Source organism: Buttiauxella noackiae (genome assembly GCF_000737905.1).
GTDB classification, from domain to species: Bacteria; Pseudomonadota; Gammaproteobacteria; order Enterobacterales; family Enterobacteriaceae; genus Buttiauxella; species Buttiauxella noackiae.
Window position 1 is genome coordinate 84,684 of sequence record NZ_JPRU01000006.1, and the last position, 24,410, is coordinate 109,093.

The 24,410-nt window shown below is 49.4% G+C and carries 24 protein-coding genes; 16 read left to right on the forward strand and 8 right to left on the reverse strand.

The features are described 5' to 3' along the window. The first annotated feature begins 8 nt into the window (after nucleotides 1–8). The 4 genes from IX31_RS20365 to coaD all read left to right on the forward strand — a co-directional run bounded on the left by IX31_RS20365 (nucleotide 9) and on the right by coaD (nucleotide 3,713). Complete coding sequence (locus tag IX31_RS20365) at nucleotides 9–1,010, forward strand: glycosyltransferase (RefSeq protein WP_034461460.1); 1,002 nt, start codon at nucleotides 9–11, stop codon at nucleotides 1,008–1,010. Nucleotides 1,011–1,177: 167 nt separating this feature from the next. Then, nucleotides 1,178–2,452, forward strand: coding sequence for a lipid IV(A) 3-deoxy-D-manno-octulosonic acid transferase (gene waaA, locus IX31_RS20370; protein WP_034461461.1), 1,275 nt, complete (start codon nucleotides 1,178–1,180; stop codon nucleotides 2,450–2,452). Further along, entirely contained in the window at nucleotides 2,452–3,228 is a 777-nt protein-coding gene (locus IX31_RS20375; protein WP_034461462.1) for a glycosyltransferase family 2 protein, read from the forward strand. The genes waaA and IX31_RS20375 overlap by 1 nt, the downstream gene beginning before the upstream one ends. Then, complete coding sequence (gene coaD, locus IX31_RS20380) at nucleotides 3,225–3,713, forward strand: pantetheine-phosphate adenylyltransferase (RefSeq protein ID WP_034461463.1); 489 nt, start codon at nucleotides 3,225–3,227, stop codon at nucleotides 3,711–3,713. Before IX31_RS20375 ends, coaD begins: the two co-directional genes overlap by 4 nt. 29 nt (nucleotides 3,714–3,742) lie before the next feature. On the opposite strand, the gene mutM is transcribed toward coaD, so the two are convergent. The 4 genes from mutM to radC form a co-directional block, all read right to left on the reverse strand. Then, nucleotides 3,743–4,552, reverse strand: a complete 810-nt coding sequence (gene mutM / locus IX31_RS20385) for a bifunctional DNA-formamidopyrimidine glycosylase/DNA-(apurinic or apyrimidinic site) lyase (RefSeq protein ID WP_034461464.1) — start codon at nucleotides 4,550–4,552, stop codon at nucleotides 3,743–3,745. A gap of 72 nt (nucleotides 4,553–4,624) precedes the next feature. Then, nucleotides 4,625–4,792 (reverse strand): 50S ribosomal protein L33, encoded by a 168-nt coding sequence (rpmG, locus tag IX31_RS20390; protein WP_002208990.1) that lies wholly within the window; start codon nucleotides 4,790–4,792, stop codon nucleotides 4,625–4,627. Nucleotides 4,793–4,805: 13 nt separating this feature from the next. Then, nucleotides 4,806–5,042, reverse strand: a complete 237-nt coding sequence (gene rpmB, locus IX31_RS20395; protein WP_034461465.1) for a 50S ribosomal protein L28 — start codon at nucleotides 5,040–5,042, stop codon at nucleotides 4,806–4,808. A gap of 216 nt (nucleotides 5,043–5,258) precedes the next feature. After that, nucleotides 5,259–5,936 carry a RadC family protein gene (gene radC / locus IX31_RS20400; RefSeq protein WP_034461466.1) on the reverse strand — a complete coding sequence of 226 codons (678 nt, stop codon included), beginning with the start codon at nucleotides 5,934–5,936 and terminating at the stop codon, nucleotides 5,259–5,261. A 164-nt stretch (nucleotides 5,937–6,100) separates the two neighbouring features. Here radC and coaBC point away from each other — a divergent pair, with 164 nt between their 5' ends. The 3 genes from coaBC (at nucleotide 6,101) to slmA (ending at nucleotide 8,597) form a co-directional block, all read left to right on the forward strand. Then, the gene (gene coaBC, locus IX31_RS20405) at nucleotides 6,101–7,312 is read left to right on the forward strand and encodes a bifunctional phosphopantothenoylcysteine decarboxylase/phosphopantothenate--cysteine ligase CoaBC (protein WP_122974073.1); all 1,212 of its coding nucleotides are present in this window, start codon (nucleotides 6,101–6,103) and stop codon (nucleotides 7,310–7,312) included. Then, on the forward strand, nucleotides 7,290–7,748 hold the full coding sequence (gene dut / locus IX31_RS20410) for a dUTP diphosphatase (protein ID WP_034461468.1): 459 nt from the start codon (nucleotides 7,290–7,292) through the stop codon (nucleotides 7,746–7,748). The genes coaBC and dut overlap by 23 nt, the downstream gene beginning before the upstream one ends. A gap of 252 nt (nucleotides 7,749–8,000) precedes the next feature. Next, nucleotides 8,001–8,597, forward strand: coding sequence for a nucleoid occlusion factor SlmA (gene slmA, locus IX31_RS20415; RefSeq protein WP_034461469.1), 597 nt, complete (start codon nucleotides 8,001–8,003; stop codon nucleotides 8,595–8,597). Between the two features lie 30 nt (nucleotides 8,598–8,627). Here slmA and pyrE read toward each other — a convergent pair whose 3' ends face one another. Further along, a complete protein-coding gene (pyrE, locus tag IX31_RS20420; protein ID WP_034461470.1) occupies nucleotides 8,628–9,269 on the reverse strand; it encodes an orotate phosphoribosyltransferase in 642 nt (213 codons plus the stop codon). A 123-nt stretch (nucleotides 9,270–9,392) separates the two neighbouring features. Continuing rightward, nucleotides 9,393–10,109 (reverse strand): ribonuclease PH, encoded by a 717-nt coding sequence (gene rph, locus IX31_RS20425; RefSeq protein WP_034461471.1) that lies wholly within the window; start codon nucleotides 10,107–10,109, stop codon nucleotides 9,393–9,395. A 125-nt stretch (nucleotides 10,110–10,234) separates the two neighbouring features. Here rph and IX31_RS20430 point away from each other — a divergent pair, with 125 nt between their 5' ends. Next, on the forward strand, nucleotides 10,235–11,098 hold the full coding sequence (locus IX31_RS20430) for a YicC/YloC family endoribonuclease (protein ID WP_034461472.1): 864 nt from the start codon (nucleotides 10,235–10,237) through the stop codon (nucleotides 11,096–11,098). Nucleotides 11,099–11,334: 236 nt separating this feature from the next. Beyond that, a complete protein-coding gene (locus tag IX31_RS20435; RefSeq protein WP_034461473.1) occupies nucleotides 11,335–11,952 on the forward strand; it encodes a trimeric intracellular cation channel family protein in 618 nt (205 codons plus the stop codon). On the opposite strand, the gene ligB is transcribed toward IX31_RS20435, so the two are convergent. Further along, nucleotides 11,946–13,637 (reverse strand): NAD-dependent DNA ligase LigB, encoded by a 1,692-nt coding sequence (ligB, locus tag IX31_RS20440; protein ID WP_034461474.1) that lies wholly within the window; start codon nucleotides 13,635–13,637, stop codon nucleotides 11,946–11,948. The two genes, IX31_RS20435 and ligB, sit on opposite strands and share 7 nt — an antisense overlap. A 256-nt stretch (nucleotides 13,638–13,893) precedes the next feature. Here ligB and gmk point away from each other — a divergent pair, with 256 nt between their 5' ends. The 5 genes from gmk to recG are packed head-to-tail and all read left to right on the forward strand — an operon-like array spanning nucleotide 13,894 to nucleotide 19,757. After that, entirely contained in the window at nucleotides 13,894–14,517 is a 624-nt protein-coding gene (gene gmk / locus IX31_RS20445) for a guanylate kinase (protein WP_034461475.1), read from the forward strand. Between the two features lie 54 nt (nucleotides 14,518–14,571). Further along, nucleotides 14,572–14,847: a DNA-directed RNA polymerase subunit omega gene (rpoZ, locus tag IX31_RS20450; RefSeq protein ID WP_034461476.1), complete on the forward strand. Its 276-nt coding sequence runs from the start codon at nucleotides 14,572–14,574 to the stop codon at nucleotides 14,845–14,847. Nucleotides 14,848–14,865: 18 nt separating this feature from the next. Beyond that, nucleotides 14,866–16,977, forward strand: coding sequence for a bifunctional GTP diphosphokinase/guanosine-3',5'-bis pyrophosphate 3'-pyrophosphohydrolase (gene spoT, locus IX31_RS20455; RefSeq protein WP_034461477.1), 2,112 nt, complete (start codon nucleotides 14,866–14,868; stop codon nucleotides 16,975–16,977). 4 nt (nucleotides 16,978–16,981) lie between these two features. Continuing rightward, nucleotides 16,982–17,671: a tRNA (guanosine(18)-2'-O)-methyltransferase TrmH gene (gene trmH / locus IX31_RS20460; protein ID WP_034461478.1), complete on the forward strand. Its 690-nt coding sequence runs from the start codon at nucleotides 16,982–16,984 to the stop codon at nucleotides 17,669–17,671. A 4-nt stretch (nucleotides 17,672–17,675) separates the two neighbouring features. Beyond that, the gene (gene recG / locus IX31_RS20465) at nucleotides 17,676–19,757 is read left to right on the forward strand and encodes an ATP-dependent DNA helicase RecG (RefSeq protein ID WP_034461479.1); all 2,082 of its coding nucleotides are present in this window, start codon (nucleotides 17,676–17,678) and stop codon (nucleotides 19,755–19,757) included. Nucleotides 19,758–19,761: 4 nt separating this feature from the next. Here the strand turns inward: recG and gltS are convergent, their stop codons facing one another. Next, on the reverse strand, nucleotides 19,762–20,964 hold the full coding sequence (gene gltS, locus IX31_RS20470; RefSeq protein ID WP_034461480.1) for a sodium/glutamate symporter: 1,203 nt from the start codon (nucleotides 20,962–20,964) through the stop codon (nucleotides 19,762–19,764). 230 nt (nucleotides 20,965–21,194) lie between these two features. Between gltS and IX31_RS20475 the strand changes: the two genes are divergently transcribed. Beyond that, nucleotides 21,195–22,586 carry a nucleobase:cation symporter-2 family protein gene (locus IX31_RS20475; protein WP_034461481.1) on the forward strand — a complete coding sequence of 464 codons (1,392 nt, stop codon included), beginning with the start codon at nucleotides 21,195–21,197 and terminating at the stop codon, nucleotides 22,584–22,586. Nucleotides 22,587–22,711: 125 nt separating this feature from the next. Further along, nucleotides 22,712–24,394, forward strand: coding sequence for an AsmA family protein (locus tag IX31_RS20480; RefSeq protein ID WP_034461482.1), 1,683 nt, complete (start codon nucleotides 22,712–22,714; stop codon nucleotides 24,392–24,394). Nucleotides 24,395–24,410 lie beyond the last annotated feature (16 nt).

Below are 24,410 nucleotides of genomic sequence, written 5' to 3' on the forward strand. Positions count from 1 at the left end.
GTAATTTTATGCCACAAAACCTACGTCCAATTCTTAGCGTTGTCGTTGCTGTTTATAACGGCGAACTTTTCCTGGCCAAATTTTTTGCCTGCCTTGAAGCTCAGAACATAAACAACATGGAAGTCATTATGGTGAACGATGGTTCAACCGATGGCTCGATGGCGATCATTGAAGCATGGCGCAGCAAATTCCCTGGTATGAAAGTTCTGGAGCAGGAAAACCAGGGCGTTTCGATTGCACGTAATACCGGACTTGCAGTGGCTACAGGCCAATACCTTTCCTTCCCGGACATTGATGACGACTTCAAGCCTGGCATGTACCGCCATCTGCTTGATTTAGCGCTGAAAAACAACCTGGATGTTGTCACCTGTAATGGTAATTACGTCTATGAAAATAATAAGAAACCTTCACGCCCAATTTTCCCGCAGGATAAACTTCAGTCTACTGATGTTCTGACAGGTCCACAGTGGCTAAAGCGCGCTCTGGATTCACGCAAGTTTCTGCATGTCACGTGGCTGAATCTTTATCGCCATGATTTTATTCGTGAACATGGATTTACGTTTGAACCAGGTTTGCGCCACCAGGATATTCCGTGGACAACAGAAGTGTTACTGGCCGCAGAACGTGTTCAATATACTGACGAGCAATACTACGATTACTATATTCATTCAGCCTCGGTTTCTCACAAACCCGATACTGATGACACGTTAATCCGCTCCGCTCGCCACTACATGAAAATTTTGGAAATGCTGGATGCTATTAACCAGCGCTATCCCGAAGCAGTCAAAAACATTCCAGCCTGCAACTGGCAAATTGCAAAAGAAGGCCTTGGGATTTTGCATACTTTCAATAACATGAAAGATCCGCATAAAAAGAAGATGATCATCCAGGAGTTTTTTGATCGTGGCATCTGGCGCCTTATCTGGAAAAATGCCCGCGGTTTCCGCCTGCGCTGGCGCCTGGGTCGCCGTTATCTAAAACTGAAGAAAGCAACACGAGTACCTGGTTGAGAAGCATTTCTTTTACGGGTAGTGCTTACTACCCGTCATTTCTGCTACACAAACACAAACTGCTCCGAATACTAAGCAATGCCTCCGCGAAGTTACCAAAACAATAGCTTTAAGCTTCCCGAATGCTTAGAATTTGCCCGCCGATAATGAAAATACGGAAAATTCGCTTGGAATCGTTGTATACCGCCTTGTTCTATCTTATTCAGCCAATTGTATGGCTGCGACTATTACTCCGTAGCCGTAAAGCTCCCGCGTATCGTAAACGCTGGGCGGAACGCTACGGTTATTGCCGTGGAAAAGTGGAGCCCGATGGTATTCTTCTGCATTCAGTTTCCGTAGGTGAGACACTGGCGGCAATTCCGTTGGTGCGAGCCCTACGCCATCGTTACCCGACGATTCCGATCACCGTCACCACGATGACCCCGACCGGCTCTGAACGCGCTCAGTCAGCGTTTGGGCAAAACGTGCATCATGTCTATTTGCCTTACGATCTCCCCTGCGCAATGAAGCGCTTTTTCAACACTGTGCGCCCGAAATTGGTCATCGTGATGGAAACCGAGCTGTGGCCAAACATGATCAACGAATTACATAAACGTAAAATCCCGTTGGTCATTGCCAATGCCCGTCTCTCTGCCCGTTCGGCAAATGGATATAAAAAACTGGGTAATTTCACTCGTCGCCTGATGAGCAAAATCACGCTTATTGCTGCACAAAATGAAGAAGATGGCGGCCGTTTCATCGAACTAGGATTGAAACGCTCGCAACTGACGGTAACCGGCAGCCTGAAATTTGATATCTCTGTGACTCCAGAGCTTGCCGCACGTGCGATTACGCTACGCCGCCAGTGGGCTCCGCATCGCAAAGTCTGGATTGCTACCAGCACCCATGATGGCGAAGAGAGCATTATTCTTGATGCGCATCGCCAGTTACTGGCCAAATTCCCTGATTTATTACTCATTCTTGTCCCGCGCCACCCGGAACGTTTTAAAGACGCAAGGGATATGGCTCAGAAAGCTGGTTTCAGTTACATCATGCGCAGCAGCGGAGAAAAACCGTCCAACAGCACGCAAGTGGTGATTGGCGATACGATGGGCGAACTGATGATGTTGTACGGGATTGCCGATCTCGCCTTTGTTGGCGGCAGCCTGGTTGAGCGTGGTGGCCATAACCCACTGGAACCCTCCGCTCATGCCATTCCGGTCTTGATGGGCCCACATACCTTCAATTTCAAAGATATATGCGCCAGATTGCAGAATGCTGATGGGCTGATTACCGTCACGGATGCCAACTCCCTGGTCAATGAAATCACCACTTTGCTGACTGATGAAGATTATCGTCTTTACTACGGTCGCCATGCCGTTGAAGTACTTCACCAGAATCAAGGCGCACTGCAACGCTTGCTACAATTACTGCAACCGTATCTGCCGCAACGGAGCCATTAATGCCCAATCGTTTGTCCGTCGTGATGATCGCTAAAAATGCGGCTGACGTATTACCAGAATGCCTGGCTTCAGTCTCATGGGCAGATGAGGTGGTGTTGCTGGATTCAGGAAGTACCGATTCTACCGTCGAGATAGCCCTTCAGGCAGGTGCAAAGGTTTTCATTAATGAAGACTGGCAGGGTTTTGGCAAACAGCGTCAGCTCGCACAGAACTACGCCACTCACGATTATATTTTGATGATCGATACCGATGAGCGTGTCACACCTGAACTGGCTAGCACACTCAAAGCAGTACTAGAAAACCCTCAGCCAGATACTGTTTACAGTATTGCACGCCGCAACCTGTTCCTCGGTCGCTTTATGCGCCATAGCGGTTGGTATCCGGATCGTGTGACTCGCCTCTATGCCCGTTCACGCTATAGCTATAATGACAATCAGGTTCATGAATCTCTGGAAGCACCAGGCGCAAAAGTTGTCCCACTTAAAGGGGATTTGCTCCATTTGACCTGCCGTGATTTCGCAAGCTTCCAACGTAAACAGTTAAATTATGCGACCGCGTGGGCGCAAGAGCGTCATCAACGCGGCAAACGAGTCTCCATTGCAGGTATTTTCGGTCATACCTTCGGGGCATTTTGTAAAACTCTGTTGTTGCGCGCTGGTTTTCTCGATGGGAAGCAGGGCTGGTTACTTGCGGTCGTCAATGCACAATACACGTTTAACAAGTACGCTGAACTCTGGGCACTGAATCAAAGCTACACGGAAAAAAAACCACTATGACCACCCGAGCGATTTACCCAGGCACGTTTGATCCCATTACCAATGGCCATCTGGATATCGTGACTCGCGGTGCGATGATGTTCGATACCTTAATTCTGGCGATTGCTAACAGCCCGCATAAAAAAACCCTGTTCACACTGGAAGAAAGAGTGCAGCTCGCACAAGCCGTTACAGCACATTTGCCGAATGTTGAAGTTGTCGGGTTTAGCGATTTAATGGCAAATTTTGCGAAGACCCAGCAGGCGAATGTCCTGGTCCGTGGGCTACGCACAGCGGCAGATTTTGAATATGAGATGCAGCTGGCTCATATGAACCGCCACTTAATGCCAGAGCTTGAAAGCGTATTCCTGATGCCGTCGAAAGAGTGGTCTTTTGTCTCTTCATCGCTGGTAAAAGAAGTCGCCCGCCATCATGGTGATGTCGCTCATTTCCTGCCTGAACCAGTCTGCAAAGCGCTCCTGGAAAAGCTCAAACAGCCTTTATAGCATTCGAGTTGCATGATGACGGGTGATAATTAGTGCTGGCAATGGCGGCAATAAAAAGTACTGCGTTGCCCATGTTTGCTGATAATAATTGGTGCACCGCAAACCCGGCACGGTTCACCTGTCCGTCCGTAAACCTGTAACTCCTGAGCGAAATAGCCCGGTTTACCATCAGATTGAAGAAAATCTTTTAGCGTCGTGCCGCCCTGCTCAATGGAGCGAAGCAGCACCGCTTTTATCGTTTTAACCAGTAAATCACATTCTGTTTGAGACAATGATTGCGCAGCTCTATCCGGATGGATTCCTGCAGCAAACAGCGATTCACTGGCATAAATGTTACCCACACCCACCACCAGTTTGTTATCCATCAACCACGGCTTAATAGCGATTTTCTTTTTCGCGGATTTTTCACGCAGATAATCAGCTGAAAACTCGTCGCTCAGCGGCTCTGGGCCAAGATGCGCCAGCACATTGCTACCTTCCAGCTCTTTCGCCCACAGCCATGCACCGAAACGGCGTGGATCGGTATAACGCAGGACTTTGCCGTTGCTCATAACCAAATCGACATGGTCGTGTTTTTCAGCGGGATAATCTTCAGGAAGAATGCGCAGGCTACCCGACATGCCAAGATGGATAATAATCCAGCCATCGGGAAGTTCGAGCAGCAGGTACTTAGCGCGACGCTGCACACTTAAAACGGGTTTATCACTCAGAGCATGGATTTCATCGGAGACAGGCCAACGCAGTCGACCATTACGCACGACAGCATGCAAGATGGTTTCACCAACCAGATGTGGCTCTATACCACGTCGGCTGGTTTCTACTTCAGGTAACTCAGGCATCAATCCTCCACACTCAAAGTCCTAAAACAAAAAAACCCCGCCGAAGCGAGGTTTTCATCAAAGACACTAAAATTATTTAATTTTAGCTTCTTTGTACAGTACGTGTTGACGGACAACTGGATCGAATTTTTTCAATTCCAATTTTTCCGGCTTAGTACGCTTGTTCTTCGTGGTGGTATAGAAGTGACCAGTACCAGCAGAAGAAACCAGCTTGATCTTCTCGCGAACACCTTTAGCCATGACTTAGTTCCTCTTAGTACTTCTCGCCACGGGTACGCATATCGGCCAAGACCGTTTCGATACCCTTCTTATCAATTACACGCATACCTTTAGCAGATACACGCAGTGTGACAAAACGCTTCTCGCTCTCAACCCAAAAACGGTGAGAGTGCAGGTTCGGCAGGAAACGGCGTTTGGTCGCGTTCATTGCGTGGGAACGGTTATTACCGGTCACCGGACGCTTGCCAGTAACTTGGCAGACTCGGGACATGTCTATTCTCCAAAAATCAAATTAGCTCGAGCTTCGTATAGGGTTATGGCGCCTCGTCAGGCCGCAAGCCTGGTCCCTGGCGGTTCAATGTGAACCACAGTGCCAGGCGCATAATGCCAAAACCCGAGATTCTCAAAGGTGGCGTAGTATACGCTGCATAACGCATGTGCTCAAGTCCCGAACAGACAAAGATCCCCAAGGATCGCGCAATTCGTCTTAAATCCACCCGCGTTCGGCAAAAGAAACGTACTCTCCACGGCCAATAACAAGGTGATCGAGCACTCGAATTTCCATAAACAGGCAAGCTTTTACGATACGTTCAGTGATAACACGATCAGCTTTACTCGGTTCTGCTCGACCAGACGGGTGATTATGCGCGAGTATTAGCGCCGCTGCATTGGATTTCATCGCTTCACGCACAATTTCTCTCGGATGAACCTCAACATGATTCAATGTTCCCGAAAACATAGGGCAATGTTTAATCACCCGATGCTGATTATCCAAAAAAATAACCATAAAGATCTCACGTTCTGCTGTGGTCAGTTGGCTTTGGATGAAATCCCTTACGGAATCTGGCCCCTTGAGAGTTAATTCCTCAACACCACGAGAATAGTAATAACGCCTCGCAAGCTCAGCAATGGCATTCAACTGGGTGTATTTAGCGCTTCCGATACCTTTCACATCTTTGAATTGTGAATAATCAGCCGACAACAGCCGGCTTATTGAGCCAAACTGATGCAGTAAGTTTTGCGCAAATGCCATTACATTCGTGTTTCTGCAGCCAGTGCGTAAAAAAAGTGCCAGTAATTCCACATCAGATAATGAGCTAGCCCCAAATTTCAAAAGCTTTTCCCGCGGCATATCCGCTTTGTCTTGCCTCAATGAATCGTCCATCAGAACCTCCCTGCCCTTCGTTACCACTATTTTGCACAACTCAAGCAATACACACGATACGCAGATATTCTCCATGCGGGATGTCTCGCAAACTGCAAAAAGTCGATACCGAATGAGTGTGGTAAAATATTCAGATGACTGTGACTTCTGGTGGAAAAATCATGATTGGGCTTGCTGGCAAAAAAATTGTTCTGGGTGTGAGCGGCGGTATCGCTGCTTACAAAACACCAGAACTGGTACGCCGTCTGCGCGAACGCGGCGCTGAGGTTCGGGTAGTAATGACTGAGGCTGCCAAAGCCTTTATTACGCCACTGAGTTTACAAGCCGTGTCAGGTTATCCCGTTTCAGATAGCTTGTTAGACCCCGCAGCAGAAGCGGCTATGGGGCATATCGAATTAGGAAAATGGGCTGATTTAGTTATTCTTGCGCCGGCGACAGCTGATTTAATTGCCCGCATTACCGCAGGGATGGCAAATGACCTGGTGAGCACAATTTGCCTTGCGACACCCGCACCCGTTGCCGTTTTGCCAGCCATGAACCAACAAATGTATCGGGCAACAGCAACTCAGCACAATCTTGAGGTTTTATCTACGCGCGGCCTACTGATTTGGGGGCCTGATAGCGGCAGCCAAGCCTGTGGCGATGTCGGCCCTGGCCGTATGCTTGACCCGTTGACGATTGTCGAGATGGCAGCGCAACATTTTACTGTCATCAAAGATCTGCAACATCTTAATGTCATGATTACCGCAGGCCCGACTCGTGAACGCCTGGACCCGGTGCGTTACATCACCAACGATAGTTCGGGAAAAATGGGCTTCGCAATTGCGGCTGCAGCGGCAGCTCGTGGTGCAAATGTGACATTAATTTCCGGCCCTGTTTCTTTGCCTACCCCAGCATGGGTAAAACGCATTGATGTCACCACGGCCCTCGAAATGGAAGCCACGGTTCAACAATATGTCCAGGGGCAGCAAATTTTTGTTGGCTGTGCGGCTGTTGCAGACTATCGTGCCGCCGCAGTTGCTGAAGAAAAAATCAAAAAGCAAGGCGATGAAATCACAATAAAAATGATAAAAAACCCAGATATTGTCGCCGGCGTCGCAGCACTGTTAACTCATCGTCCTTATGTTGTTGGGTTTGCCGCCGAAACAAATAATGTGGAAGAATACGCCAGGCAAAAACGCGTGAGTAAAAACCTCGATCTGATTTGTGCGAACGATGTTTCACAAGAAGGTCAGGGATTTAACAGCGAAAACAATGCATTGCACCTTTTCTGGCAGGATGGAGATAAAGTCTTACCTCTTGAGCGTAAGGAACTCCTTGGCCATCTTTTACTGAACGAGATAGTTACCCGTTATGATGAAAAAAATCGACGTTAAGATTCTGGACCCACGCGTTGGCCAACAGTTCCCACTGCCGACTTATGCAACTTCCGGCTCTGCGGGTCTTGACCTCCGCGCATGTCTGGATGAGGCCGTAGAGCTTGCTCCGGGTGTCACCAAGCTGATACCAACCGGACTGGCTATTCATATCGCGGATGCATCTCTCGCGGCGGTGATTTTGCCTCGTTCAGGACTTGGTCATAAGCATGGCGTAGTGTTAGGCAACCTTGTTGGGCTGATAGACTCCGATTACCAGGGCCAGTTAATGGTTTCCGTCTGGAACCGTGGACAAGACCACTTCACCATTGAACCCGGCGAGCGCATTGCACAAATGGTGTTTGTGCCTGTCGTTCAAGCTGAATTCAATCTGGTTGAAGATTTCGACTCCAGTGACCGAGGTGAAGGCGGTTTCGGGCATTCTGGCCGCCAGTAACTTCATTTATACTCGTCACACTTCAAGTTGTGGGGGTGTTGGCTGCACTCACTTACCCCAGTCACTTACTAAAGTAAGCTCCTGAGGATAAGCTCTTTTGCCGCCTACCCACTACCCACAACTCGAATTATTTAGAGTATATAAACGTAACTCCACAGCGTAAAAAATGTGAAAAAACCGCAAATTTTAAGTTTGCGAGCGCTGTGTGGCTACTTGCCTGACAAGTGCGTTATTTCAGGGGTATTTTAGAACATGGCAGAAAAACAAACCGCGAAACGGAATCGTCGCGAAGAAATACTTCAGTCTCTGGCCCAAATGCTTGAATCCAGTGATGGAAGCCAACGAATTACCACCGCTAAGCTCGCGGCGACTGTTGGCGTTTCCGAAGCTGCACTTTATCGACATTTTCCTAGTAAAACGAAGATGTTCGATAGTCTTATCGAGTTTATTGAAGACAGTCTAATTACCCGTATCAATCTCATTTTGAAAGATGAGAAAGACACCCACTCTCGATTACGTTTGATTGTTCTACTGATTCTCGGGTTTGGCGAACGCAACCCTGGTCTTACACGTATTCTCACCGGTCATGCGCTGATGTTTGAACAAGACCGCCTGCAAGGCCGCATCAACCAGCTCTTTGAGCGAATTGAAGTGCAGTTACGTCAGGTGATGCGCGAAAAGAAAATGCGTGAAGGCGAAGGGTTTGTCACTGATGAATCGCTGCTAGCAAGCCAACTTCTGGCCTTCTGCGAAGGGACATTATCGCGTTTTGTACGTAGCGAATTCCGCTATTTACCTACCGATGATTTTGATACCCGATGGCCACTGGTTGCCTCCCAGCTTCAGTAATTGAAAAGGGCCTTTTAAAGGCCCTTTTTCTTACACACCGTACTGAGTACGGTATTCCTGCACAGCCGCTAAATCCACAGCCATCTCAGGTTTTTCTTCCAGATATTCAACCAAGTCTTTCAGTGTGATGATTGAAATCACCTTGCACTGGTAATCACGCTCAACTTCCTGAATCGCTGAGATCTCGCCACGACCACGTTCCTGACGGTCCAGAGAAATTAGTACGCCAGCCAGCGATGCATTATTAGCGGCAATAATTTCCATGGATTCACGAATTGCGGTACCTGCGGTGATTACATCATCCACCAGCATTACACGCCCTTCCAGGGCACTACCAACCAGATTGCCACCTTCACCATGATCTTTTGCTTCTTTGCGGTTAAAGCAATATGGCAGATCAAGCTCGTGATGTTCGGCCAACGCAACAGCGGTAGTCGTCGCGATTGGAATTCCTTTGTAAGCCGGCCCAAACAACAAATCAAACTCAATCCCGGAATCCACTAACGCGGCAGCATAAAAACGGCCCAACAGTGCCAGGTCACGCCCGGTATTGAACAGCCCGGCATTGAAGAAATAAGGGCTGGTACGCCCGGATTTCAGCGTGAATTCGCCAAACTTAAGTACCTGCTTGTTAAGCGCAAACTCAATAAACTGGCGCTGATACGGTTTCATGGATTTGCTCCTTTGCATTTAATTTAGGTATTGACCCAAAATAATTCGAGTTGCATCAAGGCGAGCAGATGCAGCTTGAAATATGACAGGTATAAAAAAGGCGACTCTTAGAGTCGCCTAAAATCAATTTTCTAACGCCGCCTTCTGCGCCGTTACGATAGATTCAATTCCCCCTCGCGCCAGCGCCAATAGCGCCAGTAACTCTTCATGGGTGAACGGCTCGCCTTCAGCGGTGCCCTGAACCTCAATCATTCGGCCATCTTCCATCATCACGACGTTCATGTCGGTTTCTGCAGCAGAATCTTCAACATATTCCAGATCGCAAACAGCAGCACCATTAACGATACCAACTGAGACTGCAGCTACCATCCCTTTCATCGGGTTGGTTTTCAGCTTACCTGCGGCCACCAGCTTGTTCAGTGCATCAGCCAGAGCAACACAAGCACCAGTGATTGACGCTGTACGAGTACCGCCGTCCGCCTGCAGAACATCACAGTCCAGCGTGATGGTGTATTCACCCAGAACTTTCAAATCGACTGCTGCACGAAGCGAGCGAGCAATCAGACGCTGAATCTCAAGAGTACGACCACCCTGCTTACCTTTTGCTGCCTCACGGAAGTTACGAGTATGCGTTGCACGAGGCAACATACCGTATTCTGCGGTGATCCAACCCTGGCCCTGGCCTTTCAGAAAACGCGGAACACCTTCTTCAACAGTGGCGGTGCAAAGTACTTTTGTGTCACCGAACTCGACCAGCACGGAGCCTTCTGCGTGTTTGGTGTAATTACGGGTCAGGGTGACTGGACGCACTTGTTCGGCGCTACGACCTGATGGACGCATGGGGTTATCTCCGGGCTAAAACGAATGTGGCTGCGCATTATACGGACTTCACTCGCTTATTCCTATCCTGCAAGTCCAGGCATGGCTATAATCCCCACATCTATTACGCAATACGGTTACGAAATATGATCCGCAGTATGACCGCCTATGCCCGACGTGAAGTAAAAGGCGAATGGGGCAGCGCCTCCTGGGAGTTACGTTCGGTAAACCAACGCTATCTCGAAACTTATATTCGTATGCCGGAACAGTTCCGCAGCCTCGAACCAGTGGCTCGTGAGCGTATCCGCACCCGCTTAACCCGTGGGAAAATCGAATGTAACCTGCGTTTCGAACCTGATGCTCGGTCTCAAAGCTCTTTGCTGCTCAATGAAAAACTGGCTAAACAGCTAGTTGAAGCAGCTAACTGGGTGAAAATGCAAAGTGATGAAGGCGAAATCAACCCAGTTGATATTCTGCGTTGGCCAGGCGTGATGTCCGCTCAGGAACAAGATCTTGATGCCATCACCGCTGAAATTCTTGCAGCTCTTGATGGCGCACTGGATGACTTCATTGTTGCTCGTGAAACCGAAGGCGAAGCTCTGAAGGCGATGATTGAGCAACGTCTGCAAGGCGTCAGTGCTGAGGTCATTAATGTTCGAGCACAGATGCCTGAAGTTTTGAAATGGCAGCGTGAACGCCTGCTGGCAAAACTAGAAGATGCGCAAGTTCAGCTTGAAAACAACCGCCTTGAGCAAGAGCTGGTGTTGATGGCACAGCGTGTTGATGTCGCTGAAGAGCTGGATCGTCTCGAAGCGCACGTTAAAGAGACGTATAACATTCTGAAGAAAAAAGAAGCTGTTGGCCGCCGCCTCGACTTTATGATGCAAGAATTCAACCGCGAGTCGAACACACTGGCATCAAAATCTATCAATTCAGATGTCACCAATTCAGCTATTGAATTGAAAGTTCTGATTGAGCAGATGCGTGAGCAGATTCAGAACATCGAGTGATGTTCACATTGCCTTTCTAAGCCCGCGTTATGCGGGCTTTTGTCATTTAAGTGACATTAAGCATCAATTTAAATAATCTACTTTAAATAGAAAAACCACAAAAAACCCCTACATTACTGCTAAAGAAAGCACTTAAGCATTAGTAAATGTAATCAAAATCTCTTCGCTTTAAAAAAACTCAATCGTGATATCGTTCACAAAACGTTACCCTCTCAGCGTTTTCACTGGGGGTATCAATGCTATTACATATTCTTTATTTAGTCGGGATTACTGCCGAAGCAATGACCGGCGCACTCGCAGCAGGTCGCCGCCGTATGGATACTTTCGGCGTCATCATTATTGCTACAGCAACTGCACTTGGCGGTGGGTCTGTGCGTGACATTCTGCTTGGGCACTACCCGTTAGGCTGGGTGAAACACCCTGAATACGTCGTGATTGTGGCCGTTGCCGCTGTACTCACCACGGTGTTTGCCCCTGTGATGCCCCATCTGCGCCGCCTTTTCCTGGTTCTCGACGCACTTGGATTGGTTGTCTTCTCTATCATCGGTGCACAAATCGCATTGGATATGGGTGAAGGCCCAATCATTGCCATTATTGCAGCCGTAGTGACCGGCGTATTTGGTGGTGTCCTGCGCGATATGTTCTGTAAACGTATCCCACTGGTTTTCCAGAAAGAGCTATATGCCGGCATCGCCTTTGCCTCAGCTGTTCTTTATATCGTTTTGCAGCACTATGTTTCGAACCAGGATGTGGTGATCATTTCCACACTTATCTTCGGATTCACTACACGTTTGCTGGCATTACGTCTGCGCCTTGGATTGCCAGTATTCCACTACAAACATGCAGATCACTGATCAATAAATCCCCGAATTCCTTGCTGTGCCAGAAAAGCCGCTAGTGCAGCTATTTGGGGATTATTGACAAACTCCACCAGCTTTTTTGCTCTTATAGAACCTACTCCCGGCAGCTTTTGCCAACTAAGCTCATCTCTGGCAACCAAATGTGACCATTGCGAATCGGGCATTATGGAGAGTACCGTCCTTGGTAGCGGCAAACCAAATGCCAGAAGCCATTGCCTGAAGGGTTGCTGCCGGGCTTGCAAGAATTGCTGCCACAGATGTGCAATTCTTGCCACAGACGTATCACTCATCTTAGACAAATCTTCCTGAGTGACTGCCAACCAGGAAAAGATATGTTCCAGGTTGAGGTTTTGTTGGAGCTGCTGCCACGAACGTACACTAACTCCGTTGATATTCAGTATTTCCGGGGAGCTTAACCACGTAAGACGAGCGATAAACTGCTCGCTGCACCAACTCTCAAAATAGAGGCAGCTCAGTGTTGTGGTCTTTTTTTCGGATGGAGGTTGTGGTTTATTCCGTGGATTAATGCGCCACACAACCTCGTCAAAACGAGGAATTCCCTGCCCGGCAAGGCTCACCATTACCTGATCACCTGCGGCAATATCCAACGCCTGCCATTTTCTAACTGAACCGATGTTTACTCGTTTAACCTGTTTATCATCAATCTGTAAAGGATGCAGATTAAGTACAACGGAGACTTTGCCCGTACGCCCCACAGTAAACTGAACGCTTTTAACTTCAGCAATTTGCTGTAACGGCGGATATTTCCATGCAACCACCCATCCAGCCTGTCCCGGAGCCCAGAGCTTTCCAGCAGGTTCACCCCCCTCTCGAACAACCACGCCATCTGTCACAAAGGGTAATGGGGTCGTAAACCATGACTCGCGTTGCTTCGATATCTCATCTATAGAATTAACGGACTTTGACCAGGTTTTAGTCAGCGGAAAACCGGCCTGAGCAAGCACGTTCATTTTCTGGTTCATTTGGATGGGACCGTCTGGCCAGGCCCATATAAAGATCCCCAACTCGTTGAGTAAAGCATTGTCCCCCTTGCGCATCATAGCGCCTGCGGCTTTTCCCCGGGCGTTAATGCTACCCATTGTTTTCTGTACATGATTATCCCTTTTCCAGAAGATCTCACCGTGAAGCACACTATTGGCAAGTGGGCCAGTCAGGGTTTTAGGGATGTCAGGAATCATTTTGGCTTTTGTTGTCCAATCCTGCCCTTTTTCACCATCACCCCGGCTCAGAAGTTGAACGAGCTGGCCTTGGTTATAAACCAATGTCACCGCCACACCATCAACTTTCGGTTGTACCCAAAGATCGGTTTTCCCCTTTACCCATGTTGCAACGGCTGCTCTGTCGGGGAGTTTTTTAACGCCAGTATGGGCAACGGGATGAAGCGCTTTACCCTGTGTGAATAGCCCAGGCTGTTGAGGTTCTTCTGCCGGGCTAAAACACCGCTGCCAATTATTGAACTGCCTGAGTAGGCCATCGTACGTAGCATCAGTGACGATACTGACGCCTTGCTGATAATAGGCTTGATCCCATTCCCCAAGCTTTTCTTTCAATGCCGCCATCTCCTGTTGAGCTTGCTCAGATGACCAGACCGGGCATGATGCTGACGCCATTGCGCTAAACAACCCCAGAACTCCGATAAACTTTGTTATCCACCTCATATGACCCTCCGTGTAGAAGCAAAGAGAGATATAACGCTAAGAAACACGCTGTGCGATTGGGTTTTAAAAAGGATGCGAGGAGCTTTCAGGGGTTTTTAATGTGTTGCAGTAATACGGCATGTTTTTTGGAAATCCTTGCGCAAAATGGCAGAAATATTGCCAAGGAACACGACAAATTCTCCGTGACACGTAGACGGCGTGTATAATAGGCCCGTATACGCACTTCTTTTTATGCTTACCGAATAAGTTAGAACTCATGGCTCAAGGCACGCTTTATATCGTTTCCGCCCCAAGTGGCGCGGGGAAATCCAGCCTCATCCAGGCTTTGTTAAAGACACAACCGCTGTATGACACGCAAGTTTCTATCTCCCATACCACCCGTGGTATTCGTCCGGGAGAGAAACATGGCGAGCACTATTTCTTTGTAGAAAAGGAAGAGTTTAAGCAGATGATTGCTGAAGACGCATTCCTTGAACACGCGGAAGTGTTTGGTAATTATTACGGCACTTCACGCCATGCCATTGAGCAAGTTTTGGCGACAGGTGTAGATGTTTTTCTGGATATCGACTGGCAAGGAGCTAAGCAGATTCGTGAGAAAATGCCGCAAGCTCGCAGTATTTTTATTCTGCCGCCGTCGAAAGACGAGTTAGACCGTCGCTTACGTGGCCGTGGGCAAGACAGTGAAGAAGTTATTACGAAGCGAATGGAGCAGGCTGTTGCAGAAATGAGCCATTACGCTGAATATGACTATTTAATCGTCAATGACGATTTTGACACCGCACTGTCAGATTTAAAAATTATCATTCGTGCCGAGCGTCTACGAATGGGTCGCCAAAAAGCGCGACATGACGCTTTAATCAGCAAACTATTGGCAGACTGAGCCTAGTTTCAGTATCATGCCCAGTCATTTCTTCATCTGTGGAGCATTTTAATTATGGCACGCGTAACTGTTCAGGACGCTGTTGAGAAAATTGGTAACCGTTTTGACCTGGTTCTGGTCGCCGCACGTCGCGCTCGTCAGATGCAAACTGGTGGTAAAGATCCACTAGTGCCTGAAGAAAACGATAAAACGACTGTAATCGCTCTGCGCGAAATCGAAGAAGGGTTGATCACCAACCAGATTCTCGATGTTCGTGATCGCCAGGAACAGCAAGAGCAGGAAGCCGCAGAACTGCAGGCTGTTACCGCTATTGCTGAAGGTCGTCGTTAATTAGCCTGCGGGTAGCCCTTGTATCTGTTTGAAAGCCTGAATCAACTGATTCAACCATACTTGCCCGAGGAGCAGATTAAGCGACTTCGGCAAGCATACCTTGTTGCGCGTGATGCTCACGAGGGACAAGCACGTTCAAGCGGTGAACCCTATATCACCCATCCTGTAGCTGTAGCCTGCATTCTGGCCGAGATGAAACTCGACTATGAAACACTGATGGCTGCACTACTGCATGATGTGATCGAAGACACCCCTGCCACCTACCAGGATATGGAACAACTGTTTGGCAAAAGCGTTGCCGAACTGGTGGAAGGGGTATCTAAGCTCGACAAACTGAAATTCCGCGATAAGAAAGAAGCTCAGGCTGAAAACTTCCGCAAAATGATCATGGCGATGGTGCAAGACATCCGCGTCATTCTGATCAAACTCGCCGACCGTACGCATAATATGCGCACTCTCGGGGCTTTGCGCCCTGACAAGCGTCGCCGCATTGCTCGCGAAACCCTCGAAATTTATAGCCCTCTGGCACACCGTCTTGGTATTCATCATCTGAAAACCGAGCTGGAAGAGCTGGGCTTTGAAGCGCTTTACCCGAACCGTTACCGCGTCATTAAAGAAGTGGTTAAAGCGGCGCGTGGTAACCGCAAAGAGATGATTCAAAAAATCCTCTCTGAAATCGATGGTCGTTTGCAAGAAGCAGGCATTCCTTGTCGCGTCAGTGGTCGCGAAAAACACCTTTATTCCATTTACTGCAAAATGACGCTCAAAGAGCAGCGTTTCCACTCGATTATGGATATTTACGCCTTCCGCGTAATTGTTCACGACATGGATACCTGTTACCGCGTTCTTGGGCAGATGCATAGCCTCTATAAGCCACGTCCTGGCCGGGTTAAGGACTATATCGCCATTCCAAAAGCGAACGGATATCAGTCCCTACATACTTCAATGATTGGCCCACACGGTGTACCGGTTGAAGTGCAAATCCGTACCGAAGATATGGACCAAATGGCTGAAATGGGTGTTGCCGCTCACTGGGCTTATAAAGAGCAAGGTGAAAGTAGCACGACCGCGCAAATCCGTGCCCAACGCTGGATGCAAAGCTTGCTGGAACTTCAGCAAAGTGCCGGTAGCTCATTTGAATTTATCGAGAGCGTGAAATCCGATCTGTTCCCGGATGAGATTTACGTTTTCACCCCCGAAGGGCGCATTGTCGAATTGCCTGCTGGTGCGACACCTGTCGATTTTGCCTATGCCGTACATACCGACATTGGCCATGCCTGCGTTGGTGCTCGTGTCGACAGACAACCCTATCCGCTGTCTCAGTCTCTTAGCAGCGGCCAGACAATCGAAATCATTACCGCACCAGGCGCTCGCCCTAACGCCGCGTGGCTGAATTTTGTCGTAAGCTCCAAAGCGCGCGCTAAAATCCGCCAGATGCTGAAAAACCTTAAGCGTGATGACTCTGTTAGCCTCGGGCGCCGCCTGCTTAACCATGCGTTAGGTGGTAGCCGCAAGCTTGCCGAAGTTCCGCCGGAAAATATTCAACGTGAGCTTGAGCGCATGAAGCTCGCCACGCTTGATGATTTGCTGGCTGAAATTGGCTTGGGTAACGCCATGAGCGTGGTTGTCGCGAAAAATCTGCAAGGCGAATCCCAGGCGTCTTTGCAGGCGAATGCTCTACCGCATAGCCATCTGCCTATCAAAGGTGCAGACGGCGTGCTGATTACTTTTGCTAAGTGTTGCCGCCCAATTCCTGGCGATCCGATTGTTGCCCACGTCAGCCCTGGTAAAGGATTGGTTATCCACCATGAGTCTTGCCGTAATATTCGTGGCTATCAGAAAGAAGCCGAGAAGTTTATGGCGGTTGAATGGGATAAGGAAACTGAGCAAGAGTTCCTCACTGAAATCAAAGTGGATATGTTCAACCATCAGGGTGCACTGGCAAATCTGACGGCTGCTATCAACACAGCAGGCTCAAATATCCACAGCCTGAATACCGAAGAAAAAGATGGTCGCGTCTATAGCGCGTTTATCCGTATGTCTGCCCGCGATCGTGTTCATCTGGCTAATATTATGCGCAAAATCCGCGTGATGCCGGATGTGATCAAAGTTACCCGCAACCGAAACTAGTGTTATGAATCCTCAACGTTATGCGCGTATTTGCGAGATGCTCGCCAGGCGTCAGCCTGACCTGACCGTCTGCATGGAGCAAGTCCATAAACCTCATAACGTCTCGGCGATTATTCGCACCGCAGATGCCGTGGGTGTACATGAAGTTCACGCAGTCTGGCCGGGTAACCGAATGCGCACCATGGCCTCTTCTGCTGCCGGAAGTAACTCCTGGGTTGAAGTTAAAACGCACCGCGATATTGGCGATGCAGTTACCCATCTAAAAAGCAGCGGGATGCAAATTCTCGCCACCAACCTTTCTGATAAAGCCGTCGATTTCCGCGAAATTGATTACACCCGCCCAACCTGCATTTTGATGGGGCAGGAAAAAACAGGGATTACTCAGGAAGCGTTAGCGTTGGCAGACCAGGACATCATTATTCCGATGATCGGGATGGTGCAATCGCTCAATGTGTCCGTGGCTTCCGCACTCATTCTTTATGAGGCACAGCGCCAGCGCCAGAATGCCGGTATGTATCAGCGCGAAAACAGCACCCTACCAGAGTCTGAACAACAGCGCCTGCTGTTTGAAGGCGGCTACCCTGTACTGGCGCGAGTCTCCCGCCGTAAAGGTTTGCCTTACCCACATGTGAATCAGCAAGGTGAAATAGAAGCTGATGCCGCATGGTGGGCCACCATGCAATCTGCGGAGTAGCCGAATGAAAGGCCGTTTGCTGGATGCCATACCGTTAAGCACGCTTGCCGGAGTGGGTGCCAGCCAGAGCGGCAAACTGGCCAAAATTGGCCTGTATACCATTCAGGATCTTCTGCTTCACCTGCCGCTTCGCTATGAAGACCGTACCCATCTCTACCCTATTAACGACCTGATACCCGGCGTATACGCCACGGTAGAAGGCGAAGTGCTGAACTGTAATATCAGTTTTGGCCGCCGCCGTATGATGACCTGCCAGATTACTGATGGTACAGGCATCCTGACGATGCGGTTTTTCAACTTCAACGCGGCAATGAAAAACAGTCTCGCAACCGGCAAACGCGTGCTTGCCTATGGCGAAGCAAAACGCGGGACGCACGGCGCGGAAATGATTCACCCGGAATACCGTATTCAGGGCGATCTCAGCACACCAGAACTACAAGAAACGCTGACGCCGGTTTACCCCACAACGGAAGGTATCCGCCAGGCTACATTGCGCAAGCTGACCGATCAGGCCCTTGAATTGCTCGATACCTGCGCCATTTCTGAATTGCTCCCGGCTGATTTGAGCAAGGGAATGATGAGCCTGCCAGAAGCATTGCGCACACTACATCGCCCGCCACCAACCATGCAGTTAGCCGATCTGGAGACGGGAAAACACCCTGCTCAACAGCGCTTAATTCTTGAAGAGTTGTTGGCACATAATCTGAGCATGCTTGCGCTACGCGCAGGTGCGCAGCGTTATCACGCGCTGCCTTTGCATAATCATGACGAATTAAAAAACCGCCTGTTGGCTGCCCTTCCGTTTAAGCCGACCGGTGCACAAGAGCGTGTCGTGGCGGAAATCGAACACGATATGGCGCTGGATGTGCCGATGATGCGCCTTGTGCAAGGTGATGTGGGCTCGGGTAAAACGCTGGTTGCGGCACTTGCAGCATTACGGGCAATCGCACACGGCAAGCAGGTGGGTCTGATGGCCCCAACGGAATTACTCGCAGAACAGCACGCTAATAACTTCCGCCAATGGTTTGCACCATTGGGTATTGAGGTTGGCTGGCTTGCAGGTAAGCAAAAAGGCAAAGCGCGAATTGCTCAACAGGATGCGATCGCCAGCGGTCAGGTATCAATGGTGGTGGGAACGCACGCGATCTTCCAGGAACAGGTGCAGTTTTCACAACTTGCACTGGTTATCATTGATGAGCAACACCGCTTTGGTGTTCATCAACGCCTGGCATTGTGGGAAAAGGGCCAGATTCAGGGCTTTCACCCACATCAGCTAATCATGACTGCTACACCTATTCCGCGCACGCTGGCGATGACGGCTTATGCCGATTTAGACACATCTACGATCGATGAACTCCCACCGGGCCGTACACCGGTAACAACCGTCGCGATTCCAGACTCACGCCGCAACGATATTATCGATCGGGTGCGCGGAGCTTGCAGTGATGAAGGACGCCAGGCGTACTGGGTTTGTACGTTAATTGAAGAATCAGAGCTACTCGAAGCCCAGGCCGCGGAAGTCACGTGGGATGAGCTAAAAATCGCCCTGCCGAATCTGAACGTCGGCCTGGTTCATGGCCGTATGAAGCCGCAGGAGAAGCAGGCGGTGATGCAGGCTTTCAAAGAAGGCTCAATTCATCTGCTGGTTGCGACAACTGTCATAGAGGTTGGTGTTGATGTACCGAATGCCAGCCTGATGATTATCGAAAACCCTGAGCGTCTGGGGCTTGCGCAGCTCCACCAGCTACGTGGGCGTGTGGGTCGTGGTGCGGTTGCATCTCACTGTGTGTTGCTTTACAAGTCGCCACTGTCGAAAACCGCACAGCTGCGTTTACAGGTACTGCGCGATAGCAATGATGGCTTCGTGATTGCTCAGAAAGATTTAGAAATTCGTGGTCCGGGGGAATTACTCGGCACACGCCAGACGGGCAATGCCGAGTTTAAAGTGGCTGATTTGCTACGCGACCAGGCGATGATCCCGGAAGTACAGCGCCTTGCACGCCATATCCATGAACGCTATCCGGAACAGGCAACCGCGCTCATTGAACGCTGGATGCCTGAAACGGAACGTTATTCAAACGCCTGATGACTTAGCCGAAGATTGGCAGCATCAGATACATTTTGATCACCAGCGCGTTAACGATATCAATAAAGAACGCACCGACCATTGGAACAACCAGGAACGCCATGTGCGATGGGCCAAAACGCTCGGTGATTGCCTGCATATTAGCGATTGCCGTAGGCGTAGCACCCAGTCCAAAACCACAATGCCCCGCAGCAAGCACTGCCGCATCATAGTTTTTCCCCATCAAGCGATAAGTTACAAAGATCGCATACAGTGCCATAAAGATGGTTTGCACCGTCAGAATCGCAAGCATAGGCAACGCCAGAGATGCCAATTCCCACAGTTTCAGGCTCATCAGTGCCATGGCCAGGAACAACGATAAGCTCACGTTGCCCAACACCGAAACCGCACGCTCAAAGACGCGATAAAAGCCCAGCAACGAGAGCGAATTACTAAGAATAACCCCGACAAAAAGCACACAAACGAAAGTCGGTAATTCAAAGCTAGTGCCCTGAATAAAATGCGCCACAAATTTACCTGCTGTCAGGCAGATGGCAATCATCGCGATGGTTTCAATCATTACCATAGAGGTAATCATGCGCCCTACCGCAGGTTTTTCGAAAGCGGTTGGGTCAATGCTATCTTCAGGTGTGCCGTTCGGTGTGGACGAGTGTTTGACCAGATAACGCGCCACCGGCCCGCCAATTAAACCACCCAGCACCAGGCCAAATGTTGCGCAAGCCATCGCCACTTCAGTGGCATTCTGGAAACCATAACGCTCGGTAAACAATTTACTCCAGGCGGCCCCTGTACCATGCCCACCAGATAACGTAATAGACCCCGCCAGTAAACCCATTAATGGATCAAGGCCTAACAGACTCGCCATACCAATACCAATGGCGTTTTGCATGACCAGCAAACCAACAACCACAATCAGGAAAATACCGACAACTTTGCCGCCCGCACGCAGGCTGGAAAGGTTGGCGTTAAGGCCGATGGTGGCAAAGAAGGCGAGCATCAAAGGGTCTTTGAGGCTCATATCAAATTCAAATTCCCAGCCGACGCTCTTTTTGAGTACCAGCAAGGCAAGGGCGATTAATAGCCCACCCGCTACCGGTTCAGGGATAGTGTATTTTTTTAATAGCGGTATGGTGTGGACCATTTTTCGGCCCAGTAACAACACGAGAGTCGCAGCAACAAGGGTAGAAAGGGTGTCGAGATAAAACATAGAAGTGCTCCTGTTTGCGCATATTTCTCACAGACGCTTTTAATTTATCCTTCACTGGAATTTCAGGTTCTAGAAAAGTCAGCAGCTGGATTTTAACCAAAAAACAGTCGAAAGTTATATAAAAAGCTCGGCATATACACTTTTTATCTTAGGAAACACCCTTGGCAAACGTTTGCTTTTAGCCTTCAGTCCGCTAAAATCACCGTTTTTTCGGCAGGGGATAATTTCTAATGTCTGTTAATGCTGTTGAGTCTGAAGATGCGCAACCGATTGCCCACGCTCGTTCCAGTGAATTGATTTACCGCCTCGAGGACCGCCCGCCTCTCCCACAAACTCTATTCGCTGCTGGTCAGCATTTATTAGCAATGTTTGTTGCGGTAATCACGCCTGCGATGTTGATTTGCCAGGCTCTGGGACTTCCAGCTGAAGATACCCAACACATTATCAGTATGTCCCTGTTTGCATCAGGTGTGGCATCAATTATCCAGATTAAAGCCTGGGGCCCGGTAGGCTCTGGGCTTCTGTCTATTCAAGGCACCAGTTTTAACTTTGTGGCACCGCTGATTATGGGTGGTATGGCATTGAAGAATGGTGGGGCTGATGTTCCGACAATGATGGCTGCACTTTTTGGCACGTTAATGCTCGCAAGTTGCACCGAGATGCTGATATCGCGCTTCCTGCACCTTGCTCGCCGCATTATCACGCCGCTGGTTTCCGGCGTAGTTGTGATGATTATTGGTCTTTCCTTAATTCAGGTTGGCCTGACATCTATTGGTGGTGGCTATGGTGCAATGAGTGACCATACATTTGGTGCACCAAAAAATCTGCTACTGGCCGGTGCGGTGCTGTTAGTCATCATTTTGCTAAACCGCCAACGTAACGCCTACTTGCGTGTAGCTTCTCTGGTTATCGCAATGGCTGTGGGTTATGCACTTGCCTGGGCGATGGGCATGCTGCCAGATGTTGCACCATCAACCAATACAGATTTAATTATGGTACCAACGCCGCTTTACTACGGGTTGGGTATCGACTGGAATCTGCTTATCCCACTGATGCTGGTGTTTATGGTGACCTCACTGGAGACCATCGGTGATATCACAGCAACTTCCGACGTGTCCGAGCAGCCAGTTTCCGGACCACTCTATATGAAGCGCCTGAAAGGTGGCGTGTTGGCTAATGGCCTGAACTCTTGTGTTTCAGCCGTATTCAACACCTTCCCTAACTCTTGCTTTGGCCAGAACAATGGCGTTATTCAGCTTACGGGTGTTGCCAGCCGTTATGTTGGATTTGTCGTCGCACTGATGCTGATTGTGTTGGGTCTGTTCCCGGCAGTCAGTGGGTTTGTACAACACATTCCTGAGCCAGTTTTAGGTGGCGCAACTATTGTGATGTTCGGCACAATCGCTGCATCCGGTGTGCGTATTGTCTCCCGCGAGCCGCTGAATCGTCGTGCGATTATGATTATTGCGCTGTCACTGGCGGTCGGTATGGGTGTTTCTCAACAGCCGCTGATTCTCCAGTTCGCTCCTGACTGGCTTAAAACCTTGCTCTCATCTGGCATTGCTGCCGGTGGTATCACCGCCATCGTGTTAAACCTGATTTTCCCGCCTGAGAAAAATTGATGTACTTCACGCGCTGGTGATTTGTTCGCGCCAGCGCGTGTTACCCCTCCTGACAATCCCATCCTTGAGCTATAACGGTAAATGGGGCATAACACCCTTACCGAAACTTCATGGGATGGAAGACAATGAAATTTCTAGGAAAGCTGATCATAGCTTTATTGGTTGTCATAATAGTGGCACTCATAGCCGCTTATTTATTACTTCAAACTCGTTGGGGAGCATCCCAGATCAGTAGTTGGGTCAACGAAAAGAGTGATTACAATTTCTCTTTTGAAGTGATCGACCACCAGTGGGCATCGCCCACTCATGTCACGCTGAAAAACGTCACTTTCGGCCGCAAAGGCCAGCCAGCAACACTGGTGGCGCAAAATATCGATATTGGTCTGAGCTCACGTCAGTTTTCGCAGCCTTTGCACGTCGATGCGATTGTGCTGCAAAACGGAACGCTAAATATCAGCCCCAATGCTGCCCCGCTACCCTTCCAGTCCGATATGCTGCAATTGAGCGATATGGCAATCAATAGCCCAAATACTGGGTGGGACCTGCACGCTCAACGCGTCAACGGGGGCGTAAAACCCTGGCAGCCACAGCAAGGTAAGGTGCTGGGTAATACTGCTGATATTCAATTTAGCGCCGGTTCCATGACACTTAACGGAGTGCCAGCTACCAACGTCTTGTTGCAAGGTGCGATTAATAACGAACAGGTGACGCTCTCAACTATCGGTGCAGACATTGCGCGTGGCTCACTCACCGGTAATGCCAACCGTCTTGCCGATGGCTCATGGCAGATTGGCAGCTTACGGCTCAACGATATCCGCCTACAAACTAATAAATCCATTACCGATTTCCTGGCCCCTCTTGGCTCTGTCCCTTCATTGAAAATCGATAGCCTCGAGGTGACAGATGCGCGTATGGAAGGCAAAGATTGGGCGATAACCGATTTAGATCTAAGTTTGCGCAACCTGACGCTGGCAAAAGGTGGCTGGCAAAGCGATGACGGGCGTTTATCGATGAATGCCAGTGATTTTATTATTGGTGCGCTGCAGCTAAATGACCCGATCGTAAATATCGATTTTAACCCGCAAACCGCAGTGATACGTCAGTTCACTTCCCGCTGGGAAAGAGGCATGGTTCGCACCTCTGGCGTATGGCTGCGCAATGAAAAAAAACTGGCACTTGATGAGTTGGTTTTTGCCGGACTTGAATACACACTGCCTGCTGACTGGAAAACCCGTTGGATAGAGCCTTTACCGGAATGGCTGAATTCAGTCACGATTAAAAAGCTTTCGGCAAACCGTAATTTGATCATCGATATTGATCCCGCCTTCCCGTTCCAGCTCACCGCCTTAGATGGCACGGCGAACAATCTCGAAGTGGTGCGCAATAGCCAGTGGGGAATATGGAGTGGTAACGCCACGCTGAACGCCGCGGCCGCCACGTTTAACCGTGTGGATGTTCGCCGCCCATCCATTTCATTGAATGCTACCGACAGCCAGATATCTATTACCGAACTGAGTGCTTTTGCGGGTGAAGGGATGCTGGAAGCAACTGGCGCTATCTCACAAGCTCCGCAACGCAATGCAGCAATGAATCTGCGCGGGCGCTCGATACCAGTCAACATGTTGCAACAATGGGGATGGCCTGCCTTGCCGCTGGAAGGCAACGGCAATTTGCAGCTTTCAGTGACCGGTAACCTTGCAGCTCAAACACCACTGAAACCCACGGTGAATGGAACATTACAGGCGACAAGCGCCGACGGAAAACAAGTACAGCAAACCATGCAGAATGGGGAAGTACCCGGCGCATAAGCGCCGGGCTGTTACT

Bases quoted from the DNA above. Each gene is read 5' to 3' on its own strand.
- dut (WP_034461468.1), top strand. From the start codon at position 7,290: ATGATGAAAAAAATCGACGTTAAGATTCTGGACCCACGCGTTGGCCAA.
- IX31_RS20365 (WP_034461460.1), top strand. From the start codon at position 9: ATGCCACAAAACCTACGTCCAATTCTTAGCGTTGTCGTTGCTGTTTAT.
- pyrE (WP_034461470.1), bottom strand. From the start codon at position 9,269: ATGAAACCGTATCAGCGCCAGTTTATTGAGTTTGCGCTTAACAAGCAG.
- IX31_RS20480 (WP_034461482.1), top strand. From the start codon at position 22,712: ATGAAATTTCTAGGAAAGCTGATCATAGCTTTATTGGTTGTCATAATA.
- mutM (WP_034461464.1), bottom strand. From the start codon at position 4,552: ATGCCTGAGTTACCTGAAGTAGAAACCAGCCGACGTGGTATAGAGCCA.
- rph (WP_034461471.1), bottom strand. From the start codon at position 10,109: ATGCGTCCATCAGGTCGTAGCGCCGAACAAGTGCGTCCAGTCACCCTG.
- ligB (WP_034461474.1), bottom strand. From the start codon at position 13,637: ATGAGGTGGATAACAAAGTTTATCGGAGTTCTGGGGTTGTTTAGCGCA.
- rpoZ (WP_034461476.1), top strand. From the start codon at position 14,572: ATGGCACGCGTAACTGTTCAGGACGCTGTTGAGAAAATTGGTAACCGT.
- radC (WP_034461466.1), bottom strand. From the start codon at position 5,936: ATGGACGATTCATTGAGGCAAGACAAAGCGGATATGCCGCGGGAAAAG.
- coaD (WP_034461463.1), top strand. From the start codon at position 3,225: ATGACCACCCGAGCGATTTACCCAGGCACGTTTGATCCCATTACCAAT.
- rpmG (WP_002208990.1), bottom strand. From the start codon at position 4,792: ATGGCTAAAGGTGTTCGCGAGAAGATCAAGCTGGTTTCTTCTGCTGGT.
- gltS (WP_034461480.1), bottom strand. From the start codon at position 20,964: ATGTTTTATCTCGACACCCTTTCTACCCTTGTTGCTGCGACTCTCGTG.
- slmA (WP_034461469.1), top strand. From the start codon at position 8,001: ATGGCAGAAAAACAAACCGCGAAACGGAATCGTCGCGAAGAAATACTT.
- gmk (WP_034461475.1), top strand. From the start codon at position 13,894: ATGGCTCAAGGCACGCTTTATATCGTTTCCGCCCCAAGTGGCGCGGGG.
- IX31_RS20430 (WP_034461472.1), top strand. From the start codon at position 10,235: ATGATCCGCAGTATGACCGCCTATGCCCGACGTGAAGTAAAAGGCGAA.
- IX31_RS20475 (WP_034461481.1), top strand. From the start codon at position 21,195: ATGTCTGTTAATGCTGTTGAGTCTGAAGATGCGCAACCGATTGCCCAC.
- recG (WP_034461479.1), top strand. From the start codon at position 17,676: ATGAAAGGCCGTTTGCTGGATGCCATACCGTTAAGCACGCTTGCCGGA.
- IX31_RS20435 (WP_034461473.1), top strand. From the start codon at position 11,335: ATGCTATTACATATTCTTTATTTAGTCGGGATTACTGCCGAAGCAATG.
- rpmB (WP_034461465.1), bottom strand. From the start codon at position 5,042: ATGTCCCGAGTCTGCCAAGTTACTGGCAAGCGTCCGGTGACCGGTAAT.
- trmH (WP_034461478.1), top strand. From the start codon at position 16,982: ATGAATCCTCAACGTTATGCGCGTATTTGCGAGATGCTCGCCAGGCGT.
- IX31_RS20375 (WP_034461462.1), top strand. From the start codon at position 2,452: ATGCCCAATCGTTTGTCCGTCGTGATGATCGCTAAAAATGCGGCTGAC.